We start from the raw sequence: 12,645 nt of genomic DNA on the forward strand, positions 1-12,645 counted from the left end.
CTAGGATGAACGGCGGTCGCGCGCGTATCCGTCGCACGGCCGTCGTCCCTGCGATCTCTCGGAGCTGATGCGTTCATGACGAGCCCAACCCCTGCGTCGGTGTTTCCGGTGGGTGGTCGTCGGTTGGTCGTGTATGTGGTTTTTGATCGGCGTGGTGGGGTGGATGGTTTTGTGCCTCATGCGTTGGCGGGGTTGCGTGAGCATGCGGCGCATGTGCTGGTGGTGGTGAATGGTTCTCTGTCTGAGGAGGGCCGTGCGGCGTTGGTTCCGGTGTCGGATGAGATTCTGGTGCGGGAGAATTCGGGTTTCGATATCTGGGCGCATAAGGATGCGTTGGATCATGTGGGTGATCGGATTGCGGAGTTCGATGAGGTTCTGCTGACCAATGACACGTGGTTCGGTCCGGTGCGTCCGTATGGTGCGGTGTTCGATCGGATGGGGGAGCGGTCTGTTCATTTCTGGGGGATGACGGATCATGCCCGTGAGGAGCCGAATCCGTTCACGGGGAAGGGTGTTCTTCCGTATCATCTGCAGTCGTTCTGGATCGCGGTGCGGCGTGAGATGTTCTTGTCGGAGGAGTGGGCGCGGTATTGGCGTGAGCTTGCGGAGATGCCGGATTATTTCGATGCGGTGTTGAAGCATGAGGCGGTGTTCACGGAGGTGTTCGCGGGGCACGGGTTCGTGCACGACGTCGCCTACCCCTCCGCCGACTACCCGACCGATCACCCGGCGCTGTTCAACGCCGACCTGCTGCTGGCCGACGGCTGCCCGTTGCTCAAACGCCGACAGTTCTTCCACTACCCGCCCTATCTCGACCGCCATGCCGTGATCGGCCGGCGGGTCGTGCGCGAGGTGGCGGACTACGGATACCCGGTCGATCTGCTCTGGCAGAACCTCGCCCGCAACGTCGCCCCCAAGACGCTGAACGCCGATGCGGGCATGCTCGAAGTGCTTCCTGATGTCGACACCGGTTACGACCCGGCCCGGCCTTTCCGGATCGCGGTGATCGCGCATGTGCCCGACCCCGCCCGCATCGACGACATCCTCGCGACGGTGGGCCGGCTCGGGCAGGAGCACGTGCTGTTCGTCTCCACGCACGACGAGGCGGGCGCCGCGCGCATCCGCCTCCGCCTCGACGAAGCGCCTGCCGCAGAGCGCCTCCGCCACGAAGTGCGCATCGTGCCCTCGCTGGGGCGCGACATGAGCGCGTTCTTCGTGGGCATGCGCGACGTGCTCGTGGGCGGCGAGTTCGACCTGGTCGTCAAGATCCACAGCCGTGTGCCGAAGAAGCGCTCAGCGAACGCCCAGCGCTATTTCTGGCGGCACCAGACCGACAACCTCATGGCCGGGCCCGGCTACGTCGCCAACGTGCTCGCGCTGTTCCAGAGGGAGCCGGGTCTGGGGATCGTCATGCCGCCGATGATCCACCTCGGCTACGCCACCCCCGGCAAGGGCTGGGACTACTACCTTCCGCGTGCCAAGCGCATCGCGGCCGACCTCGGCATCCAGGTGCCCTTCGACGGCGTCTCACCGCTGGCGCCGCTGGGCGGCATGTGGATCTGCCGCCCGGAGGCGCTCGAACCGATCACCCGGCACGAGTGGCAGGTCACGGAGTTCGACAAGCCCACCAAGCGCCGCCGTGCCGATCTCGCCCGGGTGCTCGAACGACTCGTCGTGTACGGCGCGGGAGAAGCCGGCTACCACGCCCGCACGATCCTGACGCCCGAGCACGCGGGGATCAGCCACGTGTCGATGGAGTACAAGCTCGATCAGCTCGCCTCGACCACGCCGGGGTACCCCATCGAGCAGATCCAGTTCCTGCAGCGGGCGGGATGGGTCAACAAGGGCAGAGCTCTCGATCTGTTGCGCATGTACGTGCGTCTCAACCATCCAGGAATCGTGTCGCGAGTGAGACCCGTCCTCAGACCGGTTCGGAGAGCCGTCGGACACGGAATCCGATTCGTACGTCGTCTCGTCACGGGAGGCCGCTCATGACCAGGGAGGCGTCGGTGTTTCCGGTGGGTGGTCGTCGGTTGGTCGTGTATGTGGTTTTTGATCGGCGTGGTGGGGTGGATGGTTTTGTGCCTCATGCGTTGGCGGGGTTGCGTGAGCATGCGGCGCATGTGCTGGTGGTGGTGAATGGTTCTCTGTCTGAGGAGGGCCGTGCGGCGTTGGTTCCGGTGTCGGATGAGATTCTGGTGCGGGAGAATTCGGGTTTCGATATCTGGGCGCATAAGGATGCGTTGGATCATGTGGGTGATCGGATTGCGGAGTTCGATGAGGTTCTGCTGACCAATGACACGTGGTTCGGTCCGGTGCGTCCGTATGGTGCGGTGTTCGATCGGATGGGGGAGCGGTCTGTTCATTTCTGGGGGATGACGGATCATGCCCGTGAGGAGCCGAATCCGTTCACGGGGAAGGGTGTTCTTCCGTATCATCTGCAGTCGTTCTGGATCGCGGTGCGGCGTGAGATGTTCTTGTCGGAGGAGTGGGCGCGGTATTGGCGTGAGCTTGCGGAGATGCCGGATTATTTCGATGCGGTGTTGAAGCATGAGGCGGTGTTCACGGAGGTGTTCGCGGGGCACGGGTTCGTGCACGACGTCGCCTACCCCTCCGCCGAGATCGGCACGAAGAACGCCTCGCTCTACCGGGCCGAGGCGCTGCTGGACGCCGGATGCCCCGTGCTCAAGCGTCGCCCCTTCATGCAGTGGCCGCCCTACCTCGACCACCACGCCGTCGTGGGGCGCTGGACGCTGCAGAAGGCGGAGGAGCTGGGCTATCCGGTGGAGCTGTTCTGGCAGCACGCGGCAAGGACCATCCCGCCGAAAGACCTCAACACCGACGCCGGCGCGCTCGAGGTGCTGCCCGACATCGACCTCTCCTATGATCCGGAGCGGCCGCTGCGCACGGTCGTGATCGCGCACATCTTCTACGTGGAGATGACCGACGAGATGCTCGATCACGCCGACACCCTGCCCGGTGAGTACGACCTCGTCGTCACCACGCCCGATGCGGAGCGAGCCGAGGAGATCCGGGCGATCATCGACGCGCGCACCGGCGGTCACCGCGCCGTGGAGGTGCGGGTGCTGCCCTCGAACGACGGGCGCGATCAGAGCGCGTTCCTCATCGCCTGCCGCGACGTGCTGCTCTCGGGCGAGTACGAGCTCGTCGTCAAGATCCACTCCAAGAAGACGCCGCAAGACGGCTACAACGTGGGCCGGCACTTCAAGGAGCAGCAGTTCGAGAACCTGCTCGGCGGCTCCGGCTACACCGCCAACCTCGTGGCGCTGTTCCAGCGCGAACCGGGGCTGGGTATGGTCTTCCCGCCGATGATCCACATCGGCTATCCGACCCTGGGGCGGGGTTGGTCGGTCAACAAACCCGGTGCCGAGAAGCTGGCCGCGGACCTCGGCATCCACGTCCCCCTCGATGACGTCTCACCTCTGGCCCCGTTCGGATCGATGTACGTGGCCCGGCCCGAGGCGCTGCGACTGCTCGTCGAGCACGAGTGGCGCTACGAGCAGTTCGGCGGCGCCGAGGCCTATCGTGACGGAGGCACGGCGCACATCCTCGAGCGTCTCCCGGCGTACGCCGCGGGCGAGCTCGGGTATCACGTGCGCACGGTGGCGACGACGGAGTACGTCTCGATCAGCCACACCGCGATGGAGTACAAGCTCGACGAGATGGCGGTGACGACCCCTGGATACGCATACGAGCAGATCGAGCTGCTTCGGCGCGCCGGATTCGTGGGGTCGGGATCGGCCGCAGACTTTGCAAGAATGTACATGCGCATCAACTTCCCCGGCACCGGTGCGCGCATCCGAACACTGCTGTCATCCGACACCCTGACGGGCAAGGTCGCCCGGAGCGGGCGTCGGCAGATCGCGCGGGTGCGCGGGCTTCTGCGCCGCGGGCGGAGAGACGCCGCGGAATGACGCATCGCGATCGACTGCATCGTGAGCGAGCATCGAACGATGCATCACAAGACGAGCTGAGGGCCTTGGACACGACAGAACGCTTCGCGCGCCTCGACGCCGCGCCCTTCTCCACGATCGATTCGCGAGGGCTCAGGGTGAGCGGCGGAAAGATCCGCGAGATCTTCCAGCGCCGCCAGCTGCTCGGGCTGCTCGTGCGACGCGACCTGCAGGCGCGGTACCGCGACAGCTTCCTGGGCTTCCTGTGGTCGGTCATCCGACCCCTCGTGCAGTTCGTCATGTACTTCGTCGTGCTCGGGCAGTTCCTGCGCGCCGCCGAGGGCATCGACGACTTCGCGATCTACCTGTTCTCGGGGCTCACGCTCTATGTCTTCTTCAACGACATGATCGCCGGGGCGACAGCATCGATCGTCGGAAACTCCGCCCTGGTGAAGAAGATCTATCTTCCTCGCGAGGTGTTCCCCCTGGCGAGCATCGGCGCGGCAGGCTTCCTCTTCCTCGTGCAGCTCGCGGTGCTGCTCGTCGCGGCACTCGCCTTCCAAGCGCTGCCGCAGCCCGCCGAGATGCTGTGGTTCTTCCCCTCGCTGCTGCTCGTCCTCGTCTACGGCACGGCGCTCGGGCTGCTGCTGGCAGCCATGAACGTGTACTTGCGCGACATGCAGTACCTCACCGAGGTGGTGCTCATGCTCGCGATGTGGGCGTCGCCGATCGTCTACTCGTGGGCCATGGTGCGCGACGTGATCGACCGCTTCCACATGCCGCTGTGGATGATCGAGGTGTACGCGGCGAACCCCCTCACGATCGCCGTGCTCGGCTTCCACAAGGCGTTCTGGGGTGCGGGCGTCGCCGCCGACTATCCCGAGCACCTCGCGCTGCGCATGCTCATCGCGACCATCATCGGCCTCGTCCTGCTCTGGGGAGCGCACCGCGTGTTCACCCGGGTGCAGGGCAACTTCGCTCAGGAGCTGTGATGACGACATCAGGGCCGGACATCATCCGTCTTCACGGGGTCACCAAGCTCTTTCAGGTCCGCAAGGACAACAGCCTCAAAGACCGCATCGTCCACTTCGGAAAGCTCGGCCAGGAGTTCCGCCAGAACTTCACCGCCGTCGACGACGTGAGCCTGTCGATCGCGGCCGGCACCACCGTGGGACTGCTCGGAGCCAACGGTTCGGGCAAGTCCACGCTGCTCAAACTGATCGGCGGAATCATCGCTCCGTCGGAGGGGACGGTGCAGACCCGCGGCAGGATGGCTGCTCTGCTCGAGCTCGGTGCGGGGTTCCATCCCGACCTCTCCGGGCGCGAGAACGTGTACCTCAATGCCTCGATCCTCGGCCTCACGAGGGAGGAGACCGACGCCGTCTTCGACGACATCGTCGAGTTCGCAGGGATCGGCTCGTTCATCGACTCGGCCGTGAAGTTCTACTCCTCGGGCATGTACGTGCGCCTGGCCTTCGCCGTGGCCGTGCACACCGACCCCGACATCCTCCTCGTCGACGAGGTGCTGGCCGTGGGCGACGAGACCTTCCAGCGCAAGTGCATGGACCGCATCGCGCAGTTCCGCGCCGAGGGGCGCACGATCGTGCTCGTGAGCCACTCCGCCCAGCAGGTCGCCGAGCTGTGCGACCGAGGAATCGTGCTCAGCGAAGGGCGGATCGTGCACGACGGCGACACGAATGAGGCGATCCGCGCTCTGCGCACCTCGCTCGAGCTTCGTCGCAGGACGTCGAAGAGCGCTTCCGACGCTCAGCCGATCCAGGTGCAGAAGGTGGAGCTCTTCGATGCGGAGGGGCGTGTTGCCGACACGATCGCGACAGGCGATCCCCTCACCCTTCGTGTGCACGTGAGCGCGGAGCATCCGTTCGAGCGCTGGGACGTCGGGTTCAGCATCGATACGCCCTTCGGGCACATGGTGCTCGCCTCGAATACCGAACTGCTCGGGCGCACTCTCGACCCGATCGACGGATCGGCCACCGTAGATCTGCGAATCGAGAGTCTTCGGATCGGTCGGGGCCAGTACTTCGTCAACGCCAATGTCGCCGGCGTCAGCGAGGTCAGCACCCACGCGCTCATGCAGGCCGCCCTGCTGAACGTGGAGGGCGGCGAGGGCACGCTCGGGTCGTCGTCGGCCGTCGTGTTCGTGCCGGGTACGCACGCCCGCGACTGAGTACGCGAGGCGCGATGGCCCGGGGCGGGGGCCGCTCAGCCCTGCAGTCGGGTCAGCGCGGCCTCGAGGAGCGTTGCGGCGCGCGCGTCGAAGGAGTGCTTCTCACGAATCCGCGCGGAGATCGCGGACAGGTCGTGCTCGGCGGGGAAGAGGGCGTCAAGGTCGCCGGTCACCAGCTCGCGCAGTTCCTGCTCGGAGCGGTAGGTGCGCACTGCCCCGCCGAAGAGCTCCGCGATCCCCTCGACATCGTCGCTGATCGCCCGACCGCCCGCGGCCACGACGTCGAAGAGCCGGTTGGAGACGAATCCCTCGCGCTGCATCGCGGGCCAGTGGTCGTTGAGCACGGCGCCCGCCGCCTCGTACAGCCGTGGCAGCTCATCGTTGGGCACGTGCGTGGCGGCGATGGCGCTCGCGGCGATGTAGCCGCGCCAGTCGGGTCCGTACACGCGCAGCGGTGCGCCCGCCCGCAGCGGCTCGATGACAGCGGGCCGGGCTATGCCTCTGGCCGTGCCGACGAAGACGAGCTCCGCGGTGCGGGGCGCTCCCGAGGGCGTGAAGCGGGTGGTGTCCGTGCACTGCAGCAGCGGGTGCACGGGTCGGGCCCAGCGCTCTGCGGCCTGTGCCGCCCACGGGGCCGAGGCGGCGTGCACGATGTCGAACCGGGCGACCTCCTCCGCCGTGATCTCGTCGGGGTGGCTGATGATCCACAGCATCCGCACGCCGGTGGGGGGAGGGGCGAGCGGATGGGGTCCGCGCAGCGTGAGAGAGACGTCGTCGAGCGCGCTCGACGCACGCGACGTCGCGGGCCGCGCATCGACGGCGACGTACTGGCCGAGCCGCTCGAGCGCGGTGGCGATCCCGCGGGCGAAGTGCGTGTCGCCCCAAGACCGGCCGGCTCCCCCGGCGGGAGCCGCGGTCCTGATCGCCCAGCGCAGGCGCGGAACCGTGCGACCGTCGGGCAGCGTCGTGGTCTCACGGTGCCGGGTCACGACGGGCCCGGCGTCGGTGATCTCCAGCGCGAGACCACGACCGGGAGCACCCGCCGGCCGCGGTGTCGTGATCTCCGCCGGCAGCGTGCGCGGTGCGGGTGCGCCGCGACGTGTCACGGTGTGGTCGAGGAGCGTACGGGGCGTCTCGGCGGCGCCGACCAGGTGCGCGCGGACGGGGGAGTCGATGGCCGCGACGTCGACGGCCTCTCCGAAGGATGCGAGGTCTTCGCGGGGGAAGCCGTGCAGCAGCGGGTGGGCCGTCGTGCCCGCCGTGACGTCGCCGGCGACGAGGCCCGCCGAGGCGATCGTGCCCGTCGGGCTGAGCCAGAGCAGACCGCTCGGCCGCTGCCGACCGGCCGCGCGCACGGCGTTCACGGCGTCGGCGCAGGCCCGCGCACCCCCGGCGCGCACGGTCAGCAGAGTGCCCAGAGGCGAGGCCGCCTCGATATCCGCGACCGGAGGGGCGACGCCCGTGAGCGCGACGCGCCCGTCGACGAGCGCGAGCAGACCCGCGGCGATGCGCACATCGGCCGGGGCTGCGCCGAGGCACACCAGCGCCGCGCTGTCGTCGTGGCCCTCGGCGAGCACGTCGGAGAGCACCGAGAGCGCAGTGCCGTCGTCGTCGGTCGCATCCAGGCGCCACACGATCGCATCGGCGACGGAGCCGGGGAATGCCGCAGCGCCCGCGTCGGAGCCGGTCTCGTGCGCGACGAGTGCGCCGCGGGCGGCGTCGAGGATCTCTTCGCGTGTGGCGTCGCGCGTTCGCCGTCCGGCGCGCAGCGGCAGGGTCTCGCCGCGCAGCGCTCGCCGCCAGGCGTCGCCGACGGGCCCTCCGGGCGAGCGCAGTGCGTCAGGGTGGGCCGCAGCGTGGGCGGGGGCCGACCACACGGGGCTCGTCGAGATCTCGGCGGTGTCGGCGACGAGGTACGCGTACAGCGCGGGCACGCGGTCGGCATCCGGCAGCTGCGCGGAGACGAGTCGTTCCAGCACGAGCGGGTTGAGGCTGAGCCCCCGGGCGTGGCCGCCGCGCACATAGCGGCGGATCGCCTGCGCGGCGGTGACGGGCCGCCCGAGCTGGAGCGCGACGAAGTCGGTGTCGACCAGGCCGGTGTGCCGGATCGTCCTGGCCCACCAGGCGCGGTCGAGCGTGCGCAGAAGCGCACCCAGGGCGGGGACGGATCGCGACGAACGCCACAGTCGTCTCAGGAGGGTGCGCACCCACGAAGTCTAAGCGGCGGGCGATGTCGTCCGCCGAGGGCGCCGTGCCGAATCAGCGGGTGCCGAAGGGCGCAGTGGTAGCCTCGGACAACCGGCCGAACCGCAGCTCGACAGGAGAATCCGTGCCCGAATCGTCTGCGCGCATCGGCATCGTCGTGAGGACGAAGGATCGCCCCGCGCTCCTCTCCCGAGCGATCGACGACATCCTCGCCCAGCAGTATGAGAGCTGGCATGCGGTGATCGTCGACGATGCGGGCGATCCGAAGGCCGTCGACGCCGTGATCGACGCGCTCGACGCCGCGGATCGCGCCCGGTTCTCCGTCGTCCACCGCGAGGTCTCCACGGGCCGTTCCGCGGCGGCGAACGCGGGTCTGGACCGGCTCGACACCGAGTTCGCGATCCTGCACGACGACGACGATCTCTGGCATCCCGCCTTCCTCGCCGATGCCGTCGCCTGGCTCGACGCGCATCCCGGTGACATCGGCGTGGTCGCGCCCACGGAGATCGTCTACGAGCGGCCCGAGGGCGACGGGTTCGTCGAGGTCTCGCGCGTGCCGTTCTGGGCCGGGATGACCAGCATCACCTACGCCGATCTGCTGCAGGTCAACCGGTTCGTGCCCATCGCCTACCTGTACCGGCGCGCCGTGCACGACGAGGTGGGGCCGTACCGCGAAGACGTCCACGCCGCGGAGGACTGGGAGTTCAATCTGCGGGTGTCCCGGCGTCATCCGATCGGCTACCTCGGCGGAGAGGTGCGCGCGTACTGGATGCAGCGCCGCGGGGTCGATGGAGCGCTCGGCAACAGCATGTTCGTGCTCGCCGACGATCACGAGTACTACGACCGCATGATCCGCGACGAGGCGCTGCGCACCTATGTGCAGGAGCACGGCGACGGGCTCGTGCTGTACCTCGCCAGGCTCGTGCAGGACGAGGTGGGGCGCCAGCTCGACGAGCGCCGCACCCTCGGGCAGCGCCTGGCCGGGGCCGTGCGCGAGGTGCGCCGGCGGCGGAGAGACGGCCGGTGACGGCCGAGGCGAGCGGGCTGACGGCGCAGCGGATCGTCTTCCCGCCCGCGGAACGCCAGGACGCCTTCGCGCTGTACGCCCGCGGCGAGGTGACGGCGCTCGATCGCCGCCGGGGCCGCATCCCCGCGGGAGCGCGCGTGTCATTCGCGACCTACGTCAACGCGATGCCGGTGGGCATCTGGGCCGAGTACACGAGCATGCGCGCCCTCTCCTTGCGCATGCGCATCGACGGCAGCCTGACGCTGACGGTGCGCGGGGTCGTCAGGAGCGGCCGCCTCTTCACCGCGAGCGAGGACGCTGCGGCCACGGGCGAGGTCTCGATCTCGGTGGAGGTGCCCGACGATGCCGCGTGGGTCTGGTTCGAGGTCTCGGCCGCGACGGAGGCGGCGGAGCTCTACGACGCGGAGTGGCGGATCGAGGCGGACGAGCACCGGGAGGTGCGCCCGTCCGTCGCCATCACGACCATGAACCGCGTCGACGACTGCCGGCGGCTCATCGCCGCGCTGGGCACCGACGGGCTGCCGGGTCTGCTGCACGAGGTCGTCGTCGTCGATCAGGGCGGCGAGAAGGTCTCGGCGAGCGGCGATGTGCGTGCCCTCGCGCCGGACGTCGCCGTGCGTCTGATCGAACAGGACAACCTCGGCGGCTCCGGAGGGTTCAGCAGAGGCATGATCGAAGCGCTCGGCGCCGGGGCGACCCACGTGCTGGTGCTCGACGACGACGTCATGCTCGAGCCCGAGGCGATCCACCGGATGTGCGCCTTCGCGTCCGTCGCTCGCGACGCCCCGATCGTCGGCGCGCAGATGCTGAGCCTGCTCGATCCGACGGTGCTGCACTCGATGGGCGAGGTCGTGGACCGCCGCGCGATGTGGTGGCATTCCACCGAACCGGATCTCGTGGCGGCGGATCTCGCGGAGCACCCGCTGGAGGCCACCCCGGCACTGCAGCGGCAGGCGCCGGTCGATTACAACGGGTGGTGGATGTGCCTCATCCCGACCGCCGTCATCCGCGAGATCGGCGTCTCTCTGCCACTGTTCCTCAAATGGGACGATGCGGAGTACGGGTTGCGCGCGGCACAGGCCGGCCATCGCACGGTGACTCTTCCCGGTGCGGCCATCTGGCACGTGCCGTGGACGGCGAAAGACGACGGGCTGGACTGGCAGGCCTACTACCAGCTGCGCAATCGTGTCGTGACCGCACTGCTGCACGGAACGTCGTGGCGCGGGTCGGGGCTGCTGCTGCGATCGTTCGCACAAGACGTCAACCACGTGCTCTGCGGTCAGTACGGCTCGGCCGCGCTGCGGCACCACGCGCTGCGCGACGTACTCGCCGGACCCGACGCCCTGTTCGCCACCCTCACCACGCGCGTCGGCGCCGCACGCGATCTGCTCGCGAGAATGGGGCAGGTCGTCGTGCCCGATGCCGACCTCGAGCCGATCCCCGATGCGGCACGGGCGCCGTCGCGCCCCACCGGGATCGCGGGACTCGCGACGCGACTGGGCCGGGTTCTCCTGCATCAGCTCCGGTCGGTACCCGCGTCGGCGGCGCCCCGCGTCGAGCTCGAACGCACCGAGGGCAAGTGGTGGAGTCTCGGCGTGCTCGACGCGGCACGGGTGCGCAGCGCCACCGGACGCGGTGCGTTCGTGATGCGTCGTGACCGCCGATTGGCGGCGCGGCTCATCGCCGACGCTCTTCGCCTGCACCTGCGCACTGCCGGGCGTTGGCGGCGGCTCGGTCGTCGTTACGGCGCAGCCGCTCCGAGGCTGGCCTCACCCGCGGCCTGGGAAGGCGTGTTCGACTCCTCGGCCTGAACGGCCGATTGCCGCGCCGGTGAGCGAAGGGCGAGTTCGAGCACCACGAAGACGCCTGCGAACGCGATCACGGCGATCAGCAGCGTGGCGAGTGGAGACGGCGCGACCGTCCACCACCATTCCGCTCTTTCGCCGGGATCGAGCGCTTGATCGTCCACGCCGGTCGTGTAGCGGCGGATGTTCGTGTGCAGAGCGAGGCCCATCGCGGCTGTGAGCGCGATTCCCGATACCAGGAGTCGGGCACCACGCCACGTGCGCGTCGCGTCCGTGCCGACGACGGCGACGCCGATGAGAATGACCAGGAGCGGCAGGATGTAGCGCGGCTGCACCTGCGTGCCCACGACGGCGTTCGACTGTGCGAGCAGCACGAACGGCACCCCCCAGGCGGCACCCACGGCGAGCACGAGAGCGGTGGTCTTGCGCCCATCGAGCCGATGGATGCCGATGGCGATCACTCCGAAGAACACCGCAGTCGCGAGGACCGTGACGCTCCCCGGCATCAGGGTGTCCAGCCAGCCCAGACCCCACCCGCCGAGCGCTCCGACCCACAGCGTCGGGATCTCGAGCAGATTCTTGAGGTGCTGTGCGAATGTTAGTGGGACCTGGTCGGGGGCGAGACCGGAGACGACAGCGCCGCTCTGTCCCGAACTGAGATAGAAGCCGATGCTGATGACGACGACGATCAGCGCGGCCGCTGCCGTGAGGATGAGCGATCGATCACGCCTGCGGAGGCCGAGAACGCATGCCACGATCACTCCGAAGACGGCGAATGCCGCGGCGTCGGCTCGAGCTCCGGCGCCGAGCAGCGTTGCCACGGCCGAGAGACCGAAGAGGACGAGTCGTTGTCGACCGGTGCTCTGCAGTCCTCCGAGGAACGTCACCCATACGGTGGCGGTGGACAGCAGCGTCCACGACGTGGGATTCGTCGACGGGATGATGAACAGTCCGAGCGGGACGATGGTCGCGAGCGCCGAGATCACAAGGGGCGGCCGCAGCCGTCTGGGAAGCGCGCAGAACACTGCTGTCAGGAAGCCGACGAACAGCACCGAGTTGGCGATCCTCATCGCCATGACGGACGCTTCGACATCGGGGCCGGCGAAGACCGACATCGCCGCGTAGAACAGCGGGGGGTAGAGTCGCTGGGTGTTCAGCCGCTCGACGACGTGCATCTCGTCGTCCTGGGGATTCCAGCAGTCGCCGCTCTGCTCCGGAGCGAATGCGTAGCAGCTCGCCGTGATGAGCGAGGCGGGAACCTGCCTCGCACCGTCGACGGCGTCGGGCGCGGCTTCGCACAGTCCGTCGCGGTCGCCCAGACCGCACCAGATCGACGGCAGATGGAAGTTGTCGTCGGGACTCGAGCCCACGGGTGAGGCGAGAGCCCACATGATCAGGGTGATCAGGAGAAGGACGGGAGCCGTCGCGAGAAGGAGAATCCGACGACGACCGTTCCGCTGAGCCTGCACGAATGGCATCCTATCCCGAGCGCGGGATAGGATCTTG

General features: G+C 68.5%; 8 protein-coding genes. 6 read left to right on the forward strand and 2 right to left on the reverse strand.

The features are described from left to right. The first annotated feature begins 75 nt into the window (after window positions 1-75). From BKA02_RS10025 to BKA02_RS10040, 4 genes are all read left to right on the forward strand, one after another. Window positions 76-1,995, forward strand: coding sequence for a rhamnan synthesis F family protein (locus BKA02_RS10025; RefSeq protein ID WP_246286011.1), 1,920 nt, complete (start codon window positions 76-78; stop codon window positions 1,993-1,995). Beyond that, window positions 1,992-3,935 carry a rhamnan synthesis F family protein gene (locus tag BKA02_RS10030; RefSeq protein ID WP_179433667.1) on the forward strand — a complete coding sequence of 648 codons (1,944 nt, stop codon included), beginning with the start codon at window positions 1,992-1,994 and terminating at the stop codon, window positions 3,933-3,935. The genes BKA02_RS10025 and BKA02_RS10030 overlap by 4 nt, the downstream gene beginning before the upstream one ends. Before the next feature lie 65 nt (window positions 3,936-4,000). Then, the gene (locus BKA02_RS10035; RefSeq protein WP_246286012.1) at window positions 4,001-4,906 is read left to right on the forward strand and encodes an ABC transporter permease; all 906 of its coding nucleotides are present in this window, start codon (window positions 4,001-4,003) and stop codon (window positions 4,904-4,906) included. Continuing rightward, window positions 4,906-6,102 carry an ABC transporter ATP-binding protein gene (locus tag BKA02_RS10040; protein WP_179433669.1) on the forward strand — a complete coding sequence of 399 codons (1,197 nt, stop codon included), beginning with the start codon at window positions 4,906-4,908 and terminating at the stop codon, window positions 6,100-6,102. Before BKA02_RS10035 ends, BKA02_RS10040 begins: the two co-directional genes overlap by 1 nt. Before the next feature lie 35 nt (window positions 6,103-6,137). Here the strand turns inward: BKA02_RS10040 and BKA02_RS10045 are convergent, their stop codons facing one another. Continuing rightward, window positions 6,138-8,309 carry a glycosyltransferase family protein gene (locus BKA02_RS10045; protein ID WP_179433671.1) on the reverse strand — a complete coding sequence of 724 codons (2,172 nt, stop codon included), beginning with the start codon at window positions 8,307-8,309 and terminating at the stop codon, window positions 6,138-6,140. A 122-nt stretch (window positions 8,310-8,431) separates the two neighbouring features. Here BKA02_RS10045 and BKA02_RS10050 point away from each other — a divergent pair, with 122 nt between their 5' ends. Then, entirely contained in the window at window positions 8,432-9,334 is a 903-nt protein-coding gene (locus BKA02_RS10050; RefSeq protein ID WP_179433673.1) for a glycosyltransferase, read from the forward strand. Next, window positions 9,331-11,145, forward strand: a complete 1,815-nt coding sequence (locus BKA02_RS10055; protein ID WP_179433675.1) for a glycosyltransferase — start codon at window positions 9,331-9,333, stop codon at window positions 11,143-11,145. The genes BKA02_RS10050 and BKA02_RS10055 overlap by 4 nt, the downstream gene beginning before the upstream one ends. Here the strand turns inward: BKA02_RS10055 and BKA02_RS10060 are convergent. Next, window positions 11,076-12,608: a DUF2142 domain-containing protein gene (locus tag BKA02_RS10060; RefSeq protein ID WP_179433677.1), complete on the reverse strand. Its 1,533-nt coding sequence runs from the start codon at window positions 12,606-12,608 to the stop codon at window positions 11,076-11,078. The genes BKA02_RS10055 and BKA02_RS10060 overlap by 70 nt on opposite strands. Between the last annotated feature and the right edge of the window lie 37 nt (window positions 12,609-12,645).

Origin of the sequence: Microbacterium pseudoresistens (assembly GCF_013409745.1) — a bacterium.
GTDB classification, from domain to species: domain Bacteria; phylum Actinomycetota; class Actinomycetes; order Actinomycetales; family Microbacteriaceae; genus Microbacterium; species Microbacterium pseudoresistens.